Source organism: Allobosea sp. TWI1241, assembly GCF_039673065.1.
Taxonomy (GTDB): Bacteria; Pseudomonadota; Alphaproteobacteria; order Rhizobiales; family Beijerinckiaceae; genus Allobosea.
Window position 1 is genome coordinate 91,316 of the sequence record NZ_JBDJKW010000001.1, and the last position, 18,964, is coordinate 110,279.

Consider the following 18,964-nt stretch of genomic DNA (forward strand, 5'->3'; position numbering starts at 1 on the left):
CTCCGGGCCGACATCGGTCGATCCGGGGGGATACCATGCTGACACGTCGCCTGTTCTGCGGCTGCCTGCCGCTCGTCGCCGGCTTTGCCGCGACCGCCGGGAGCGCGCTCGGCGCACCGGCCGAGCCCGAAGGCGGCGCCTGCGCCGTCTTCTCCCGCGAGCGCCAGCGCGCCGAGACGCCCGCAAGCGCGCTGGAGCGCCTGCTGCAGGGCCATGAGCGCTTTCTCTCCGGCCATACCGTCAATTGCGACCTGCGCGCCCAGGTCAAGGCGACGGCAGGCGGGCAGGCGCCCTTCGCCGCGATTCTCGGCTGCATGGACTCGCGCGTGCCGGTCGAGCTCGTCTTCGACCAGCGCATCGGCGACGTCTTCGTCGCCCGCGTCGCCGGCAACTTCGTCAACACCGACATCCTCGGCAGCCTCGAATACGCCACCCGCGTCGCCGGCGCGCGGCTCGTCATGGTACTCGGACACAGCGGTTGCGGCGCGATCAAGGGCGCGATCGACGACGTGCACCTCGGCAATCTCACCGCGACGCTCGCCAATATCGTCCCGGCCGTCAGCGCGACCGCCACGGCGGACGGGCCGCGCAGCACCGCCAACCCGCATTTCGTCCAGGCCGTCGCCGAGACGAATGCGCGTCTCGCCACCCGCGAGCTGACCCGGCGTAGCGACGTGATGCGCGACCTCGTCAAGGCGGGCGAACTGCGCATCGTCACCGCCATGCACGACGTCGCGACCGGCCGCGTCAGCCTGCTCGCCGACGCCTGAGCAAGGCCTTGAAACGGCGAAGGCCCGCCCCGGATCGCTCCGGGGCGGGCCTTCCTTCACTCTGCGCGATCAGCCGCGGCGATCAGTTCTCGACATAGGTGATCTTGCCGTCGGCCTGCTTCTTCCAAGTGTACATGGTGTAGTCGATGCGGGTGATGTCGCCCTTCTTGTCGAAGGCGAGATCGCCGAGCACGGTCTTGGTCGCGGTGCCGTTCTTCAGCGCCTCGGCCACCTTCTTCGGGTCGGCCGAACCGGCCCTCTTGATGCCGTCGGCGATGATCTGCACGCCCGAATAGGCGTAGAGCGTGTAGGCCTCGGGCTTGAAGTTGCGCGCCTCGAACTTCTTGATGACCTCGGCCGCCTCGGGCCGCTTCTGCGGATCGGGGGCGAAGGTCATCAGCGTGCCCTCGACGCCGGGGCCGCCGATCGTCGCGAACTCGTCGGTGGTGATGCCGTCGCCGCCGATCAGCACGGCGTTGACGCCCTGGCCGCGCATCTGGCGCACGATCAGGCCGCCCTCGGTGTGCAGGCCGCCCCAGTAGACGAAGTCGGCGCCCGAAGACTTGATCTTCGAGACAAGCGCCGAGAAGTCCTTCTCGCCGGCGTTCACGCCTTCGTAGAGCACTTCCTTGAGGCCGGCCTTCTGCAGGCCCTTCAGCGTCTCGTCGGCAAGGCCCTTGCCGTAGGTGGTCTTGTCATGGACCACCGCGATCTTCTTGTCCTTGAAGTTCTTGGCGATGTACTCGGCCGCAACCGTGCCCTGCTGGTCGTCGCGGCCGCAGATGCGGAAGGTGTTCCACAGCCCGCGCTCGGTGACCTGCGGGTTGGTCGAGGCCGGGGTGATCATCAGCGTTCCGTTCTCGGCATAGACCTCGGACGCCGGCATCGAGACGCCGGAGTTGAAGTGGCCGACCACGAACTTCACGCCGTCGCCGACGAACTTGTTCGCCACCGAGACGCCCTGCTTCGGGTCGGAGACGTCGTCGCCGACGACGATCTCGATCTTCTGGCCGTTGATGCCGCCGGCAGCGTTGATGTCGGCCGCGGCCTGCTCCGCCCCGTTCTTCAGCTGGGCGCCGAAGGCGGCGTTCGCCCCGGTGATCGGGCCGCCGACACCGATCTTGATCTGGGCGTTGGCGGCACCGGCGAAGGCCAGCACGGCGCCGAGAGCGATGCCGCTCAAGAACAGCTTCTTCATCTGGTGTGACTCCCCTGTTTTGGTCTTGAACGGGTCGGCCGGGGCCGCCCGTCTCGGCGCGTGGTGCCACCGTGAACGCAGTTTTGCGTGTTTTCCGGGGGCTGTCACGCGGCAAGCCGGTGAACTTTGGTGGTGGGCCCTCTCACCCGTCAGCCGCCCGCCCGCGCCTTCCAGCCGAAGGGGCCGTTCGGCTCGTAGAGCCAGCGATACTGCGTCACCATCTGCCAGGCGCGGTTGTAGCGCCAGCCGGCAAAGGCGAAGGCGAAGAGGATGACCGTGTCGATCAGGTAGAAGCGCAGGCTCAGCAGCGTGCCGTGGAACAGCGCGTAATGGATGAAGCGCACCACGGCGCCGAGCAGCAGCGTGTAGAGCACAAGCTGATAGGTCGGCCGCCAGGTCCGTGCCACCGCCCGCCCGGTCATCCAGGCGGCCCAGCCGCCCATCACCACGCTGACCAGCAGGAAGAGCCAGACCGTCGGTTCCTCGTAGAGAACGCCTTGCATGCCTCGGTCTCCCTAGTGCCGCCCGCCTTCGAGATAGGCCGCCCGCACCTGCGGATCGGCCAGGAGCTCGCGCCCGGTGCCGCTCATCGTGACCACGCCGTTGACCATGACATAGCCGCGATGGGCGAGCTTCAGCGCGTGAAAGGCGTTCTGCTCGACCAGGAACACGGTGAGCCCCTGCGTCCGGTTGAGCTCGCGGATCGCCTCGAAGATCTGCTTGACGATCAGCGGCGCCAGCCCGAGCGACGGCTCGTCGAGCAGGAGCAGCTTCGGCCGCGCCATCAAGGCGCGCGCGATCGCCACCATCTGCTGCTCGCCGCCCGACAGCGTGCCGCCGCGCTGCTGCAGGCGCTCGCGCACCCGCGGGAACAGCGTGCACATCTTCTCGAGGTCTTCCTCGAAATGCTCGAGGCCGGCCACCGTCGCCCCCATCTGGAGGTTCTCGTAGACGGTCATGCGCGGGAAGATGCGCCGGCCTTCCGGCGACTGCGCGATGCCGAGCCGGGCGATCTCGTGGCTCGGCATGCGGGTGATGTCGCGGCCGCGATAGGTCACCGTGCCCTCGCGCGCCTGCGGATTGCCGAAGATCGTCATCATCAGCGTCGACTTGCCGGCGCCGTTGGCGCCGATCATCGTGACGATCTCGCCCTCGTTCACGTCGATGTCGACGCCCTTGAGCGCGATGATCTTGCCGTAATAGGTCTTCACCCCGCGCACGGTGAGCATGGGCCTGGCCGGCACGGCCTGGGCGGCGGGAGAGCTCGCAGTCGCGATCGCCTCGCTCATAGCCCGACCTCCGCCTCGGCCTGCTCGACCTCGTCGTCGTCGACGCCGAGATAGGCGGCGATGACGCGCGGGTCCTCCTGGATCTGCGGCGGCGTGCCGTCGGCGATCTTGGTGCCGTAATCGAGCACCACGACATGGTCCGAGATTTCCATCACCACCGACATGTCGTGCTCGATCAACAGCAGCGCCGTGCCGATCTCCTCGCGGATCGACAGCAGCAACCGGTTGAGATCGAGGCTTTCGCGCGGGTTGAGGCCGGCGGCCGGCTCGTCGAGGCAGAGCAGCACCGGATCGGTGCACATCGCCCGGGCGATCTCGAGCCGGCGCTGGTCGCCATAGGGCAGGTCGGCGGCCGGATCGTCGGCGCGGTCGAGCAGGTTGATCTTGTCGAGCCAGAAGCGGGCCTTGTCGATCGCCTCGCGCTCGCGCGCCTTGTAGCCGCCGATGCCGAGCACGCCGAGGAAGGTGAAGCCCGAGGCCCGCATCAGCGGGTTGTGCTGCGCCACCAGCAGGTTCTCCAGCACGGTCATGCCGCCGAACAGGCGAATGTTCTGGAAGGTCCGCGCCACGCGCGCCTTCCAGGCGATGCGGAAGTCCGGCATGCGCTCCAGCAGGTAGGCGTCGCCATTCTCCTGCGTCAGCGTGATCATGCCCTCGGTCGGCTTGTAGAAGCCGGTGATGCAGTTGAAGACCGTGGTCTTGCCGGCACCGTTGGGGCCGATCAGCGCGGTGATGTCGCCCTTGTGCGCCTCGAAGGAGAGGTCGTTCACGGCGGTCAGCCCGCCGAAGCGCATGGTGACGTGCTCGACCTTGAGCAGCGGCGTCGCGGGCGGCGCCACGGTCTCGGCGGTGGTTGCGGCGGCCTTGGCGGCCGCGATCTCGGCGGAATCGCGCATCAGCCATGGCCCTCCTGCACGAGATCGGCGGAGATCGCCTTGCGCTCCTTGAGGAACGCCGTCGGCTGGCGTGTCGAGATCAGGCCGCGCGGCTTCCAGATCATGATCGCCACCATGGCGAAGCCGAAGATCAGCATGCGGTACTTGGTCGGGTCGAAATCGTTGCCGAGCCCGCCGACATGCCAGTTGGTGAAGGGGAAGGTGAAGCCAGTGCGCAGGAAGTCGAGCTCGCGCAGCAGCTCCGTGCCGCCGATCATCACGATCGCCGCCAGCGCCACGCCCCAGAGCGAGCCCATGCCGCCGAGCACGACGATCGCCAGGATCACCGCCGACTCCATGAAGACGAAGGATTCCGGCGAGATGAAGCCCTGGCGCGCCGCGAAGAACGAGCCGGCGAAGCCGCCGAACATCGCGCCGATCGAAAACGCGGTGAGCTTCGTGTTGGTGGTGTTGATGCCGAGCGAGCGGCAGGCGATCTCGTCCTCGCGCAGCGCCTCCCAGGCCCGGCCGATCGGCAGCCGCCGCAGCCGCAGGCTGACGAAGGCGGTGAGCAGCGCCAGCGCCAGGATCAGGTAATAGAGGAAGATCGTGCGGTAGAGCGGCGAGAATTCGAGCCCGAAGCGCGCCGCGAAGCCGTTGTCGGCCGCTGTAAAGGGGATGCCGAAGAAGGTCGGCCGGGGAATGCCCGAGATGCCGGCATAGCCGCCGGAGAAATCGGTCCAGTTCACCAGGACGAGGCGGATGATCTCGCCGAAGGCCAGGGTGACGATGGCGAGATAGTCGCCGCGCAGCCGCAGCACCGGGAAGCCGAGCAGCACGCCCCAGAAGGCGGCGAGGATGCCGGCCATCGGCAGCAGGATCCAGAAGGACAGGCCGAAATTCTTGGCGAGCAGCGCGTAGGAATAGGCGCCGACCGCGTAGAAGGCGACATAGCCGAGGTCGAGCAGGCCGGCGAGGCCGACCACGATGTTCAGCCCCCAGCCCAGCATCACATAGATCAGAATCTGGACGCCGAAATTGTCGATCCATTTCAGCGCCCCGCCCCAGCCGGCGAGGTTGATCGCGATGATCGGGAAGCTGACCAGGAAGCCGAGCCCGAACAGCGAGAACAGCCGCGAATAGCGCTGGAAGAAGGCAATGGTGCCGTGCGGCAGCAGGCGCAGGCCGGGCTCGCCGGGCCGCTTGTACTGCTGGCGCAGCGCCAGCACGAAGCGACCGACGAAGACGATCGCGACAGCCCAGGCCACCGCGTCCCAGCGCGGATCGAGCACCAGCTGGTTCTCGAGGTTCTGCCGGGTGCCCCAGGCGATGATCGGGATGCACAGGCCGAGCGTGACGAGGGCGGCGAAGGCGGCGTCCTTGAGCGCCGCCATCATGTCGGCCTGGCGGCGGGCCGGGGTGGAGATGTCCGCGGCCATGGGCTCAGACCTTCTCGACTTCCGGCCGCCCGAGGATGCCGGAGGGCTTGAACACCAGCACGATGGCGAGGATGCAGAACGCCGCCACGTCCTTGTAGTCGATGGTGAAATAGGCCGACCACATCACCTCGATCAGGCCGATGAGCAGCCCGCCGAGCACCGCGCCCGGCAGCGAGCCGATGCCGCCCAGCACCGCCGCGGTGAAGGCCTTCACGCCCGGCACGAAGCCGTCATGGAAGGAGACCACGCCGTAAAGCACGAGGTACATCACGCCGGCCACCGCCGCGAGGGCCGCGCCGATGATGAAGGTGATCGAGATCGTGCGGTCGACATCGATGCCGAGCAGCGCCGCCATCTTGCGGTCCTGCTCGCAGGCACGCTGGGCGCGGCCGAGCGAGGTCTTCTGCACCACGTACCAGAAGATGCTGAGCAGCACGACCGTGGTGAGGATGATGGCGATCTGCTTGTAGGAGATCGAGACCGGATAGGTCGCGCTGTCGATCAGCAGGATCGACTGGTTGAGCATGGGCGGCGTCGGCTTGTTGCGCGGCCCCTGCACCACCTGGACGAAGTTCATCAGGAAGATCGACATGCCGATCGCCGAGATCAGCGGCGCCAGCCGGAACGAGCCGCGCAGCGGCCGATAGGCCAGCCGCTCGATGGCCCAGCTCCACAGCGAGGTGAACACCATCGAGAGGATCAGCACGAACAGCAGCGCCAGCACGATCAGCCCGGCGCCGAGCCAGGCCGAGATCAGCATGAAGAAGATCAGCGCGATGAAGGCCGAGAGCATGAACACGTCGCCATGGGCGAAGTTCACCATGCCGATGATGCCGAAGACCATCGTATAGCCGATGGCGATGAGGCCGTAGATCGACCCCAGTGTCAGCCCGTTGATGAGCTGCTGGAGGAACACTTCCATGTGACGACGCCTACCCCTCGCTCAAGGCCGCCCGTTCTTCGTAGGCCACCGACATAATGTCGATGCATGCGGGCTAGGACTTTGTTGCGGAGCTTACAGGGCTCCGTCCCACCGACAATCCACCGGGGTCCCGAAACTGTCAAAAGCAATCTCAGCCTTTATGCCTATGCATTAAGCAGGAACCTGCACCCGCGGGGCGCGTTCCGCGCAGCCTGTCCGCCGGCGCGCGATCGCGCCCGAGCGCCGAGCACATTCTGGCGCTAAACGGCCCTTTCCCGGGCCGGCCGGGCCTGCCACCATCGCGGCCTTCCGCCGAATCCGGACAGCAGCCCATGGCCCTCGCCTCCCCGACCGTCGCCGACGACGCCCATGCCGCCGCCCTCGCCCTGCTCGAGACGGTGCCGCTGATCGACGGCCATAACGACCTGCCCTATGTCGTCCGCGAGGATCCGCAGGCACGCGGCGACCTCGCCCGCTACGACCTCGGGCGCATCCACGCCGAGACCGATACCGACATCCCGCGCATGCGGGCCGGCTGGCTCGCCGCGCAGTTCCTCGCCGCCTATGTGCCGCCGAAGCATCCGAGGCCCGCTGGCTACGCGCTCGCGCAGATCGCGCTGATGCGCGCCATTCTGGAGCGCCATGGCGACGTGTTCCGGCCCGGCCTCTGTGCCGACGACGTGCTCGCCGCCAAGGCCGAGGGGCGCATCGCGCTGGTCATGACGATCGAGAACGGCGCCGCGCTCGACGGCCAGCTCGACGCGCTCGACGCCTATTATGCCCTCGGCGTACGGCTGATGACGCTCTGCCACAACGGCACGCATGACTGGTGCGATTCGGCGACCGACGCCCCGCGCCATGGCGGGATCTCCGCCTTCGGCCGGGAGGTCGTGGCGCGCATGAACCGGCTCGGCATGATCATCGACCTCTCCCATGTCGCTCCTGCCGCCATGCATCAGGTGCTCGATCTCAGCGAGGTCCCGGTCGCCTGGTCGCACTCCAACGCGCTCTCGCTCTGCGACCATCCTCGCAACGTGCCCGACGACGTGCTCGACCGGGTGGCGCGCAATGACGGGATCGTCATGGCGACCTTCGTGCCGGACTTCATCAGCCAGGCCTCCTATGACTGGCACCGGCCGCTGCGCGACGCCTATGGCGGGGCGCGCGCCGATATCGACAAGGCGCAGGTCACCGCCGAGTTGATCCGCAGCGCCGGCCCGCCGCCGCGGGTGACGCTGGCGCAGTATTGCGACCATCTCGATTATCTGGCGCGGCGCATCGGCCACGACCATGTCGGCATAGGCTCGGATTTCTTCGGTGGCGCCGTGCCGGACGGGCTGGAGGACACCTCGACCTTCCCCAACATCCTGGCCGAGCTGATGCGTCGCGGCTGGTCGCGCGAGGACCTCGGCAAGCTCGCCGGCGGCAACATGCTGCGGGTGATGCGCGCTGTGGAATCCGGCCGCGGGGGCTGAAATCGGCGGTTGACGGCGGCCGGCGAGGCGCGCATGCCTCGGCTTTCCACGGAAAGCATCCAATCACGATGACCGGTTCAGGCACCGACCGCACGCGCCCGCCCGTTGCCGGGCAGGCCCCCGTCGTCATCCTCGTCGAGCCGCAGATGGCCGAGAATATCGGCATGTGCGCCCGCGCCATGGCGAATTTCGGCCTGACCGAGATGCGGCTAGTCGCCCCGCGCGACGGCTGGCCGAGCGGCGGCGGCCTCAAGAAGGGCGCGACGGCCGCCGCCTCGGGCGCAACCCATATCCTCGAGAATGCGCGGCTCTTCCCCGACGCCGCCGCCGCGATCGCCGACCTCAACTACGTGCTGGCCACCACCGCGCGCGAGCGCGGCCAGATGAAGCGGGTCTTCACCCCCGCCGAGGCGATGCCCGATCTCGCGCCGCGCATTGCCGGCGGCGAGCGCGTCGGCATCCTGTTCGGGCGCGAGCGCATCGGGCTGACCAATGAGGAGGTCAGCTTCGCCGACGCGATCCTGACCTTCCCGGTCAATCCCGGCTTCGCCTCGCTCAACCTCGCCCAGGCCGTGCTGCTCTGCGGCTATGAATGGCTCAAGGCCTCGGGCGGCCAGCCCGGCTTCCGCGAGAGCAACCCCTCCCCGCCGGCCAGCCGCGCTACGGTCCTGTCGATGTTCGACTATGTCGAGGGCGAACTCGAGCGCTGCGGCTTCTTCCCCGCCGGCAAGAAGCCGATCATGACGGCGAACCTGCGCGACATCCTGCATCGCCTCGCCATGACCGAGCAGGAGGCCCGCACGCTGCGCGGCGTCTTCAAGTCGCTGGCCGAAGGCCCCCGCGCCGGCCGCAAGGACCAGCCGACCGAGTAGGGTCGGCCCGCCTCCGCGACGCGATCGTCAGCGTCGCTCCCCCGTCGCCTGCCTCGCCTTCCAGCCCCCGCGAACGAAAAAGGGCCGCCCCGAAGGGCGGCCCGAAGTCGGTCTCGAAAGGGAGGTCTAGTCAGAACTGGTACTTCAGCGTGGCCTTCACCGTGCGGCCGGGCTCGCTGTAGTAGTCGCGCGCCTGGGCCAGCGTGCCGGCCGGGATGGAGACGGCGTCGAAGTACTTCTTGTCGAAGATGTTGTAGACGCCGACCTGCAGCTCGAGGTCCTGCATCGGGCGCCACCAGGCCGAGGCGTTGAACACCGCGTAGGACGGCGCGACGAAGCCGGCATTGGTGCCCGCCAGCGCCGCGACCTTGTCGCGCTTGCCGGCGATCTTGGCCGAGACCTCGGCGCCCCAGACATCCGTGCCATAAGCGACCGCGACAATGCCCTGCACCGGCGGGATCGAGTTCAGATAGGTGCCGGCGGTCTTGTTCTTGCCCTCGGTATAGGCGAACGAGCCGCGCACCAGCCAGTTCGGCGCGAAGGCATAGTGCAGGTTGGCCTCGACGCCCGAGATCTCGGCGCGCGCCACGTTGCGCGTGCCCTGGATGCCCCCCTGCGGGTAGAGCCCACCCGGAGGCGCGATCTGCACCGTCTCGATGAAGTTGCGGTAGCGGGTGTGGAAATAGGTCACCGAGCCGCCCAGCGCCTTGTCGCCGAAGCGCAGGCCGAGATCGACCCCGTTGGCGATCTCCGGCAGCAGGTTCGGGTTGCCCTGGCGCAGATAGGTGCCGACCGCGCCGAAATTGCCGTAGAGCTCGCTGGCGGTCGGGGCGCGGAAGCCCTTCGACCACTGCGCGAACAGGGTGAGGTCCTTCACCACCGGCGCATTCTTCAGGATGTCGTACTCGAAGCGGACGCGCGGCGACCAGGCATTGTCCGACGAGGAGCGCGGCAGCGAGCCCTGATAGGCGGCGCTGCGGGTGTAGCTGGGCGTGTCCTGCGGCTTCTCCTCGTACCAGTCGAACCGCACGCCGGGCGTGATCCGCATGCGGTTGTCGAGGAAGCCCATCTCGTTATGGGCGTAGAGCGCGAAGGCCTTGCCGTCGACGTCCGGCTGGTCGGACTGGTTGGTGTGCAGGTTGTTGCAGCCGGTGAAGGCGCCCGTATAGGGCCGACGACAATTGTCGAGCCCCTCAGAATACTGGGTCAGCTTGGTGGCACGCAGTTCGGTACCCAGCGTCAGCGCATGCGAGACCGGGCCGGTCTGGAGCCGCTTGACGATATGGCCGTTGAAGCCGAACGCGTCCTGCTCGGTCTGGTTGGTACGGGCGAACGGCCCGACGACGCTGGTGAAGCGATAGGCGCGGGTCAGCGAGTCGCGCTTGACGTTCTGCCAGTAGAGCTGGGCGTGCGCCTCGTCGAGGAAGGCGCCCGGCAGCTTGAAGTCGTAGCTCAGCGAGACGCGCTTGCGCTCGCTGTCTTCGCCGGTCCAGTGCGAGCCCGGACGGTAGTTGCCGGTCAGCGAGACGGCACTGGTGCGGGTCTGCACCCGGTCGCCGCGCTTGAAGAACTCGCCGGTCAGGCCGAAGCGGTGCACCTCGTCGACATAGTGGTTCACCTTGGCCAGCACGCTGTACTGGGTGAAGTCCGTCGGGTTCGGCGCGGTGCGGCTGGCGCCGATCGACTTCAGCGTGCCGCGATTGTCGGTCTCGTGTCCGTCCCGGAAGCCGCCCTGGAGCATGAACCAGGTATTGTTCATCCGTGCCGCCACGGCGCCGCTGCCGAACCAGGCGCGGTCGGTGCTGTCGTAGCCGGTCTTGGCCAGCGCGCCGAACTGCCGGCCGGCGCGGATCAGGTCCTCGGGATCGAGCGTGCGCACCGCGAGCACGCCGCCGAGCGCGCCGGAACCGAGCACGCTGGAGCCACTGCCGCCGCGCAGCAGGTCGAGCGTCGACAGCGAGTCGAAGTCGAAGCTGTTGGTCGAGCGGTTGTCGACGCGCGTATCGGCGAGGAAGGGCTGGCGGATGCCGTCGACCGTGGTCAGCACGCGGGCGCCGTCGAGGCCGCGGATATTGATGCTGCCGTTGACGCGGTTGAAGGAGATGCCGGCCTCGACGCGGTTCGCCAGGTCGGAAATGCTCTGGACCTGGGCCCGATCGAGCTGCTCGCGCGTGGTGACGGTGGTGGTCGGCCCGTCGAGCAGCGGCTCGGCGCGACGCTCGCCCTGCACGGTGATCTGGTCGAGCGCGACCGCATCGCCCGCCGCCGGCGCCTGCTGCGCCATCGCGGGCAAGGCCGTTGCAAGCATCAGGGCCCCGAGAGCGACGCCGCAGCGCAGGCGGCCGCAATATTCGTTCATCATCCCACTCCCGACAGACGCGTGCGAAATCGCTCGAACACGCAGTCTAAAACGATTTCAAACTAGGACAGAGCCTCATTCCTGACATGAAGCGGCTATTGAAAGAGAACTACACTGTCAATCGATTCGATTACTTTAAACTATTACTTGTTTGGACTAATTTAAAACTGAGGCGGAGGACCGCCTCGGGAACGCCGACGCGTCCCTCCCCATCTCGTGAACACGATCGCCCCCGCCGGCCGGCCCCCGCGCCTTGCCCGTTGCGGCCGCCATGTCATGATGCAGTGCGAAACGAGCCCGGAGCCGCGGCCCATGCCCGACCGTCGAACCTTGCTGACGGGCACGGCGGCCCTCGCCGCAAGTCTCGCCTGCCCCGCCCCCGGCTTCGCGGCCGCCCCCGACGTGGTGGTGATCGGCGCAGGCGCAGCCGGGATCGCCGCCGCCCGCGAGATTCGGGCCGCCGGCCGCTCCGTGATCGTGCTCGAGGCGCGCGGCCGCGTCGGCGGCCGGACCCTCACCGACGCCACGCTCGGCACGCCCTTCGAGGCCGGCGCGGTGTTCATCCACTGGGCCGAGCGCAATCCCTGGACGCAGATCGCGGCCGAGCTTGGAGTGCCAACCGCGAGCGAGAGCTGGCGCGGCAGCTTCCGCCTGTTCCAGAACGGGCGCCCGATGGCCGACGACGACCGCGCCAGGCGCCGCGCCGCCTTCCGCGAGGTCGACCGCCGGCTGGAATCGGCCGATCTCGGCAGCCGCGACAGCTCGATCGCCGAGCTGCTGGCGGGCCTCGGCCCCGGCGCCGCGCCCATCGCCTCCTCGGGCCTGCTGCTCTCGATCGGCGAGGAGGCCGCGCGCATCTCGGCGCAGGACTATCAGCGCCTCTGGGCCGGCGAGGACAGGATCGTCCCCTCGGGCTATGGCAACCTCGTCGCCCGCTATGGCGAAGGGCTCGACATCCGCTTGAACCAGCCGGTCGAGACGATCCGCTGGGACGGGCCGGGCGTCGCCGTCACCACGCGCGCGGGCACGATCTCGGCCCGCGCCTGCATCGTCACCGTCCCGGTCGGCGTGCTCAAGGCCGGCAGCATCCGCTTCGTGCCGGAACTGCCGGAGCGTACCGGCGCGGCGCTGGCCGGCATCGGCATGGGCGCGCTGACCAAGATCGCGGTGGCCCTGCCGCGGGCGCGCCTCGGCCTCGATCCCGACACCAGCTATCTCGAAGCCGGCGACCCCGGCCGGCTGATGAACATCGACCTCTTCCCCGGCGGCGGCGACATCGCCATCGGCTATTGCGGCGGCGACTTCGCCCGCGCGCTCTCGCAGGCCGGGCCGGAAGCCGCCCGCGCCGCCGTCGTCGATATGCTGGCCGACATGATCGGCGGCGCGGTGCGCGGGCTCGCCGGCGCCGTCTCCTTCCCCGCCTGGTGGACCGATCCTTTCGCGCGCGGCTCCTATTCCGTCTGCCTGCCCGGCCATGCCGGCGCGCGCGAGGCGCTGGCCGAACCGATCGCCGAGCGTATCTGGATCGCCGGCGAGGCCACGGCCGGCGGCGGCGCCATGACGGTGGGCGGCGCCGTGCTGGCCGGCCGGGCGGCGGCCCGCGCCACCGTCGCCCGCATCAAGGCCTGAGCTGCATCGGCCGGCGAAAACGCGCCTGGCCGCCGCAATGGCTGGTCATCTGGTGCAGTCTTTGCCACCATGACTAGGCTGGGGGGCCTTCAGCGGAGCCTTTGACATGCGCGCGTCGATCGTCCTCGCCGGTATGCTACTCGCAGCCCCTGCCCTCGCAGCCGGCCCCTTCGGCGCCTTCTCGGTGGAGAACTGGAAGGGCGGCGCCTTCACCAACAACCAGACCGGCCGCTTCTCGCATTGCGCGCTTTCGGCGAGCTACAAGAGCGGTGTCGTCATGCACGCGTCGGTCAATGCGAACCTGGGCTGGAGCCTCGGCTTCTCCAACCGCGCCTGGGGGCTGAAGCCTGGCTCCAGCGTCGCGATGACCATGGTGTTCGACCGCAACGACACCGTCCGCATCAACGCGACGGCGGTGCAGCCGCAGCTCGTCGTGGTGCAGATGCCGCCGAACTCGGACATCGTGCGCGCCTTTCGCGGCGCCCAGTTCCTCGAGATCAACATGCTCGGCGCGCGCTACACCTTCCGCCTGACCTCGACCTCGCGGATCATGCCGGCGCTGGTCGAATGCGTGAACGCCAACCGCAACCTCGCCGTCGCCCCGGGCACCACCGGGCCGCAGGGAGCCGCGCCGCCGGGCGGCACGGCGGCTGCCAATCCCGCCCTGCAGCTCGAGGCGGTGACGCTCGCCACCAATTTCCTGCTGCGCACGCAATTACCGGACTCGCGCGTGCTAGGCGGCAGCGAGACGCCCGCCGGCCTCGGCACCAACGGCGTCGCCTGGACCGCGGCCAACGCCACCGGCGTGGTGCGCGTCCTCGGCAGCGGCACCGGCCGCGACATCGACGTCGCCGCGGCCGTCTCGGCCGCCGATTCGCGCCGCTGCACCGGCAAGTTCGCTTCCGGCCGCACCACCGACACGATCGAGGAGCGCAGCCTGCTGCGCGGCTTCTCCTCCTGCGAGGTCAACGGCCGCACGCGCTATTCGGAATACTATGTCATCCCGCGCAAGCAGGGCGGCTTCGCGATGTTCTCCGTGGTCACCAGCGGCGACAGCGCCCTGCACCAGGAACGACGCGCCACCTTCCAGCGCGCGGCGCTCACCGCGGCGCAGTGACCGCCGGGGCCGCGGCGAGATCGAGCTCCCAAGTCTCGCCGACGAGGTCGCAGCCGAAGGAATGGTGCGGCTCCTGCGCGGTCAGCACGAAGCCCTCCGCGCGGTAGATCGCCCGCGCCGCATGCAGGATGTCGTTGGTCCAGAGCACCATGCGCCGATAGCCGGCGGCGCGCGCGAAGGCGACAGCCTCGGCCACCAGCCGCTTGCCGAGGCCGAGCCCCTGCGCCCGCCGCTCGACCAGCACCAGCCTGAGCTTGGCCGTCGCCTCGTCCGCCTGCACCACGAAGGCGCAGCCGACCGGTGCGCCGTCCATATCCGCGATGAAGGCGCGCTCGCGGCCGGGCCGGAAATCGCGCAGGAAGCCGGCCGCGATCTCCGCGACCAGCGCCTCGAAACTGTCGTCGAAGCCGTATTCCCGTGCATAGAGCCGGGCATGGGCCGCGATCACCCAGCCCATGTCGCCCGGACCATGTGGACGGATGGCCACCGCCGGCGGCTCTCCCGCTCCCGACAGCGACTGCTCGACCGTGCGCAGCGCCGCGACCAGCCCCTGCCGCGCAGCAGGATCGAGGCGCTGCACGATCGTCCCCGCCTGCCGGCGCGAAGCCGCCTCGAGCGTCGCGAACGCGGCCCTGCCCTCCGGCGTGAGACTGAGCAGATAGGCGCGGCCATCGCTGCGGGACGGACGCCGGGCGATCCAGCCCTGCGCCGCAAAGCGCTTGAGCAGTCGCGAGAGATAGGCCGGATCGACGCCGAGCTCCGCCGCCAGCGCGCTGGCCCGCCAGTCCTCGCGCTGGGCGAGTTCGTAGAGCACCCGCGCCTCGGTCAGCCCGACGCCGGAGCCGTGCAGATCGGCACCGAGCGCGCCCACCCAGCGGGTGTGGAACCTGTTGAAGCGCCGCAGCGCCTCGATCGCAGTCATGTCGGGATTCGTCATCGCTATCCCCTCCCGCTGAGAGAAGGCAGCGATTTAGTGGACGGAGTCAACTAAATTTCCCTGTCCATCAAACCGACACCTTCACCGGCCCTTAACCGCGCCGGCGCGCAATCGCGCTTCAGTGACGTGGACGCGTGACGCGATGCGAGTCGACCTTCTGGCGGGCAGCCGCCATGCCATGCCTGCGGCGCTGCTGCGCCGCCCTCCGGTGATCCTGCTGTTCGATTCGGGCCTGGGCGGCCTGACGGTTCTGGCCGAGGTGGCCCGTGCCCGGCCCGACGCCGATATCGTCTACGCCGCCGACGACGCCGCCTTTCCCTATGGCCGCTTCTCCGAGGAGAGCCTGTCCACCCGCGTCGTCGCGGTGATGGCGCGGCTGGTCGAGCGTTTCAGCCCGGATCTGGTGGTCATCGCCTGCAACACCGCCTCGACGCTGGTGCTGCCAGCGCTACGGGCCCGCTTCGCCATTCCCTTCGTCGGCACCGTCCCGGCGATCAAGCCTGCGGTCGCCGCCTCGCGCTCGGGGCTCGTCTCCGTACTGGCGACCCCCGGCACCGTGGCGCGCGACTACACCCGCTCGCTGGTCGAGACCTATGCGGAAGGCTGCGAGGTCACGCTGGTCGGCGCGACCGGGCTCGCGGCCATCGCCGAGGCCGCCCTGCGCGGCGAGCCCGTCTCGGACGCGGCGATCGCGGCCGAGATCGCGCCCTGCTTCGTCGCGCGCGACGGGCGCCGCACCGATGCCGTCGCGCTGGCCTGCACGCATTATCCCCTGCTGGTCGAGCGGCTGCGCCGGCTGGCGCCCTGGCCGGTCGCCTGGATCGACCCGGCCCCGGCGATCGCGCGCCGCATCCTGCAGCTGATCGGCCCGCCCACCGAGCGCCCCGACGCACCCGAGGCGACGGCCGTCTTCACCGGCGAGGCCCCCTCCGGCGCCACCCGCATCGCCCTGGCCGGGCGCGGCCTGGCGCGGGTCGAGAGCGAGCCGTTTCCGCTCGGGGTTTGACTTTCGCACGCATCGGTGCTTCTAAGCCGGCACCGCGCGGCTCCTCACGGGGCCGCGCGGTGTTTTCCGCACCCGCGATCCGCTCGCCTTCACGAGCCGGATCTGTCGCCCCGCACGGGGAACAGGAGGGCGCGGTCCTCACCTCGCGAACCTGAGAGGACACGCGACATGTCGAAGCGCCACGAGGCGAAATACAAGATTGACCGCCGCCTCGGTCAGAACATCTGGGGCCGCCCGAAGTCCCCGGTCAACCGCCGCGAATACGGCCCCGGCCAGCACGGCCAGCGCCGCAAGGGCAAGCTCTCCGACTTCGGCACGCAGCTGCGCGCCAAGCAGAAGCTCAAGGGCTATTACGGCTCGATCTCCGAGAAGCAGTTCCGCCGCTACTACGCCGAGGCGACCCGCCTCAAGGGCGATTCGGGCGAGAACCTGATCGGCCTGCTGGAGCGCCGTCTCGACGCGGTCGTCTACCGCGCCAAGTTCGTGCCGACCGTCTTCGCCGCCCGCCAGTTCATCAACCACGGCCACATCACCGTGAACGGCAAGCGCGTGAACATCGCCTCCTATCAGGTCCGTCCCGGCGACGTGATCGCGATCAAGGAGAGCTCGCGCCAGCTCGTTATCGTCCTCGAGTCGGCCGCCCTGGCCGAGCGTGACGTGCCGGACTACATCGACGCCGACCACAGCAAGTCGACCGCCACCTTCACCCGCACCCCGACCCTGTCGGACGTGCCCTACGCGGTGCAGATGGAACCGAACCTGGTCATCGAGTTCTACTCTCGGTAAGTAGCTCGAAGCGGATAGAAATATCCGTTACAGATAAAATACTTAGGGGATGGCGAGAAATCGCCCTCCCCCACACGCCACCCCACACGTTTCCCCCCTCACGCAAATCCGCTGCTGCGCTAGGGTGGCCCATGAGCATCGTCTACACGATAGGGTACGAGGGGACCGACATCACTCGGTTCATCGAGACGCTTCAGCATGTAGGCGTCGAAGTGCTTGCCGACGTGCGAGCCGTGACGGTGTCTCGCAAGCGAGGCTTCTCAAAGAACGGACTGCGGGAGCGGCTGCAAGAGGCAGGTATCTCCTACGAGCATTTCGGTAGCTTGGGCGATCCGAAGCCGGGCCGAGAGGCGGCGCGAGAAGGCCGCATGGCCGACTTTCAGCGCATCTACAGCACACACCTTGCGACAGCAGAGGCTCAAGATGGCCTCAGTTCTCTACGTAAAGTTGTGGACACTAAGGTCACTTGCTTGATGTGCTACGAGCGGGACCCGAAAATCTGCCATCGCACAATCGTCGCGAACTCACTTGCCGACGAAGGTGCGACCATCTTCGATCTCTTCGGAGACGATCCGGGCAGGTATCTTCGACATGCAGCAAAGCTGCCGGGTGGCCATCCTCGTCAAGGCCCTTCCTCAGCCGAGTAGCCGGTACGGCGAAACGGTGTGTTGTGCTGGCGTGACCTTGGATCGTCAGTGGAAGCGCCTCTATCCCGTGCGCTTCCGGCACCTCACCGGCGATAGTGCCTTCAAAAGATGGGACTTGGTCAGCTACGACTACGGTCGGCCCAAGCAGGACATGCGCCAAGAAAGCTGCCATGTCCACGAAGAGAGCATTCAGGTAGACGGAAAACTCGACGAGAAAGCCCGCGCCCGCCTACTGTCTCCCCTCATTGTTGGCTCTGCGGAAGACGCCATGTCGCGCGGACAGTCGTTGGCACTTGTCCGCCCCCGCAATCCTCGTTTCCGATGGAAGGCTAAATCGCCGGGGGTAATTGAGGCGGAGAAGGCCGCGTTTGCGCGAGCCGCGCGACAGATCGGCATGTTCGATCAGCATCTCGCGGCCATGGAGCCGACGCCCTACCATTTTGGCTTCTCGTTTGAGGACAGCGCCGGCAAGCACACTTACCAATGCGGCGATTGGGAAGCTCACGCGATGTTCTGGAATGAGAGCAGAAGGAGCAACGCTGCAAAGGCACTAGCGTGGATGGACGCCACCTTCAATGAGACCTATCCGAAGGCGGGCATGGTCTTCGCTATCGGCAATCAGGCCAAGCGCCCCAAGACATGGCAACTTCTCGGCGTCTTGAAGCTGCCAGAAGAGAAGCAGGGCGACCTTTTTGGATGATACAGACCTTCTTCACATCAGCATATTCTCAGCCGAGCCGGGGGCTCGTGGCGCAATGACGGAGAGTCAGGTGGAGGCGACGCTCGCCCCGGAAAAGGCGCACTGCCCGACATGCAACAGGCAGCAGAACTGCGACGTGCATGGGCGCATCTATAAGCCGTGGAGCTGGTCAGACCGCCAAGGTAATGGCATCGACGGCGGGATCACACACACCTTGTTCGAATGTCGCGGCTGCAACACTGTATTTTATGAGACAAGTTCTTGGGACGATAACGATTTTGACTTCTGGTATGACCAAGATGGTGAGACTCAGAGCGAACCAAATCTAACTAAAGAGACTTACCCGAAGCCACCCTCGCGGCCGCGCCCAGATTGGTTTGATAATATCGGGACGATAGACCCGGCACTTTATCGCATTCTCGATGAGACGTACAAAGCTGATGAGATGGACTGTCACTTACTGACAGCGGTCGGCCTCAGAACTGCCTTAGATAGTTGCGTTACTGCGGTAAAAATCGACCCAGCCATCTCATTTTCCGAGAAGCTGAAGGCTCTCCTTAAGGGAGGCTATATTGGCGAGACAGAGCACGATATTCTTACAGTTCTAACAGATGCTGGGAATGCTGCTGCGCATCAGGGATGGGCGCCTGCACGGGAGGAGGTCCGGCATCTTCTTGATGTCCTGGAGACCTTCATTAAGCGGGTGCTCGTCAACGGAAAGCGGGCGCTGGCCATGAAGGAGGGTATCCCACAAAAGCAGCGGCGCGAAAAACCAGCTAAATCAACCGGGGCGCCGCTTATCGCAGATAGCGAAAATGGCGCTTGAACGAAGGCGTCGCAAGTTCGCAATCGCAGATCCCGTTTGATCGCAAATAATTACGCGAAAAATCTGAAAGCCCTCCCCTCTCCGGCCGCTTCCCAATTTCCCCCCGTGGCCCCTCGC

Annotated in this window: 18 protein-coding genes; 10 read left to right on the forward strand and 8 right to left on the reverse strand. The window is 67.5% G+C overall.

Annotated elements, in window-relative coordinates; translation table 11 throughout:
* The first annotated feature begins 35 nt into the window (after positions 1-35).
* Positions 36-770, forward strand: a complete 735-nt coding sequence (locus tag ABE438_RS00485; RefSeq protein WP_346500155.1) for a carbonic anhydrase family protein — start codon at positions 36-38, stop codon at positions 768-770.
* A gap of 82 nt (positions 771-852) precedes the next feature.
* Here ABE438_RS00485 and ABE438_RS00490 read toward each other — a convergent pair whose 3' ends face one another.
* The 6 genes from ABE438_RS00490 to ABE438_RS00515 form a co-directional block, all read right to left on the reverse strand.
* Entirely contained in the window at positions 853-1,968 is a 1,116-nt protein-coding gene (locus ABE438_RS00490; RefSeq protein ID WP_346500157.1) for a branched-chain amino acid ABC transporter substrate-binding protein, read from the reverse strand.
* A 149-nt stretch (positions 1,969-2,117) separates the two neighbouring features.
* On the reverse strand, positions 2,118-2,471 hold the full coding sequence (locus ABE438_RS00495) for a DUF6867 family protein (RefSeq protein ID WP_346500159.1): 354 nt from the start codon (positions 2,469-2,471) through the stop codon (positions 2,118-2,120).
* Between the two features lie 12 nt (positions 2,472-2,483).
* On the reverse strand, positions 2,484-3,257 hold the full coding sequence (locus tag ABE438_RS00500) for an ABC transporter ATP-binding protein (protein WP_346500161.1): 774 nt from the start codon (positions 3,255-3,257) through the stop codon (positions 2,484-2,486).
* Positions 3,254-4,153: an ABC transporter ATP-binding protein gene (locus ABE438_RS00505; RefSeq protein WP_346500162.1), complete on the reverse strand. Its 900-nt coding sequence runs from the start codon at positions 4,151-4,153 to the stop codon at positions 3,254-3,256. The genes ABE438_RS00500 and ABE438_RS00505 overlap by 4 nt, the downstream gene beginning before the upstream one ends.
* Positions 4,153-5,571, reverse strand: coding sequence for a high-affinity branched-chain amino acid ABC transporter permease LivM (gene livM / locus ABE438_RS00510; protein ID WP_346500164.1), 1,419 nt, complete (start codon positions 5,569-5,571; stop codon positions 4,153-4,155). Before livM ends, ABE438_RS00505 begins: the two co-directional genes overlap by 1 nt.
* A 4-nt stretch (positions 5,572-5,575) precedes the next feature.
* Positions 5,576-6,493, reverse strand: a complete 918-nt coding sequence (locus ABE438_RS00515) for a branched-chain amino acid ABC transporter permease (RefSeq protein ID WP_346500166.1) — start codon at positions 6,491-6,493, stop codon at positions 5,576-5,578.
* A gap of 332 nt (positions 6,494-6,825) precedes the next feature.
* Between ABE438_RS00515 and ABE438_RS00520 the strand changes: the two genes are divergently transcribed.
* Together ABE438_RS00520 and ABE438_RS00525 are read left to right on the forward strand one after the other, a co-directional pair.
* Positions 6,826-7,968 (forward strand): dipeptidase, encoded by a 1,143-nt coding sequence (locus ABE438_RS00520; protein ID WP_346500168.1) that lies wholly within the window; start codon positions 6,826-6,828, stop codon positions 7,966-7,968.
* A gap of 68 nt (positions 7,969-8,036) precedes the next feature.
* A complete protein-coding gene (locus tag ABE438_RS00525; protein WP_346500170.1) occupies positions 8,037-8,840 on the forward strand; it encodes an RNA methyltransferase in 804 nt (267 codons plus the stop codon).
* Positions 8,841-8,970: 130 nt separating this feature from the next.
* Here the strand turns inward: ABE438_RS00525 and ABE438_RS00530 are convergent, their stop codons facing one another.
* Positions 8,971-11,202, reverse strand: coding sequence for a TonB-dependent hemoglobin/transferrin/lactoferrin family receptor (locus tag ABE438_RS00530; protein WP_346500172.1), 2,232 nt, complete (start codon positions 11,200-11,202; stop codon positions 8,971-8,973).
* 309 nt (positions 11,203-11,511) lie between these two features.
* Between ABE438_RS00530 and ABE438_RS00535 the strand changes: the two genes are divergently transcribed.
* Positions 11,512-12,828, forward strand: coding sequence for a flavin monoamine oxidase family protein (locus ABE438_RS00535; RefSeq protein WP_346500174.1), 1,317 nt, complete (start codon positions 11,512-11,514; stop codon positions 12,826-12,828).
* Between the two features lie 106 nt (positions 12,829-12,934).
* Positions 12,935-13,945: a hypothetical protein gene (locus tag ABE438_RS00540; RefSeq protein WP_346500176.1), complete on the forward strand. Its 1,011-nt coding sequence runs from the start codon at positions 12,935-12,937 to the stop codon at positions 13,943-13,945.
* Here ABE438_RS00540 and ABE438_RS00545 read toward each other — a convergent pair.
* Positions 13,929-14,882, reverse strand: coding sequence for a bifunctional helix-turn-helix transcriptional regulator/GNAT family N-acetyltransferase (locus ABE438_RS00545; RefSeq protein WP_346500178.1), 954 nt, complete (start codon positions 14,880-14,882; stop codon positions 13,929-13,931). The genes ABE438_RS00540 and ABE438_RS00545 overlap by 17 nt on opposite strands.
* A gap of 142 nt (positions 14,883-15,024) precedes the next feature.
* On the opposite strand from ABE438_RS00545, the gene murI reads away from it, so the two are divergent.
* The 5 genes from murI to ABE438_RS00570 all read left to right on the forward strand — a co-directional run bounded on the left by murI (position 15,025) and on the right by ABE438_RS00570 (position 18,847).
* Positions 15,025-15,888, forward strand: a complete 864-nt coding sequence (gene murI / locus ABE438_RS00550) for a glutamate racemase (protein ID WP_346500180.1) — start codon at positions 15,025-15,027, stop codon at positions 15,886-15,888.
* A gap of 168 nt (positions 15,889-16,056) precedes the next feature.
* Positions 16,057-16,674, forward strand: coding sequence for a 30S ribosomal protein S4 (rpsD, locus tag ABE438_RS00555; protein WP_346500182.1), 618 nt, complete (start codon positions 16,057-16,059; stop codon positions 16,672-16,674).
* 131 nt (positions 16,675-16,805) lie between these two features.
* Positions 16,806-17,321, forward strand: coding sequence for a DUF488 domain-containing protein (locus ABE438_RS00560; RefSeq protein ID WP_346500184.1), 516 nt, complete (start codon positions 16,806-16,808; stop codon positions 17,319-17,321).
* On the forward strand, positions 17,284-18,021 hold the full coding sequence (locus ABE438_RS00565; RefSeq protein ID WP_346500186.1) for a hypothetical protein: 738 nt from the start codon (positions 17,284-17,286) through the stop codon (positions 18,019-18,021). Before ABE438_RS00560 ends, ABE438_RS00565 begins: the two co-directional genes overlap by 38 nt.
* A gap of 70 nt (positions 18,022-18,091) precedes the next feature.
* Positions 18,092-18,847: a DUF4145 domain-containing protein gene (locus ABE438_RS00570; protein WP_346500188.1), complete on the forward strand. Its 756-nt coding sequence runs from the start codon at positions 18,092-18,094 to the stop codon at positions 18,845-18,847.
* Positions 18,848-18,964: the final 117 nt, after the last annotated feature.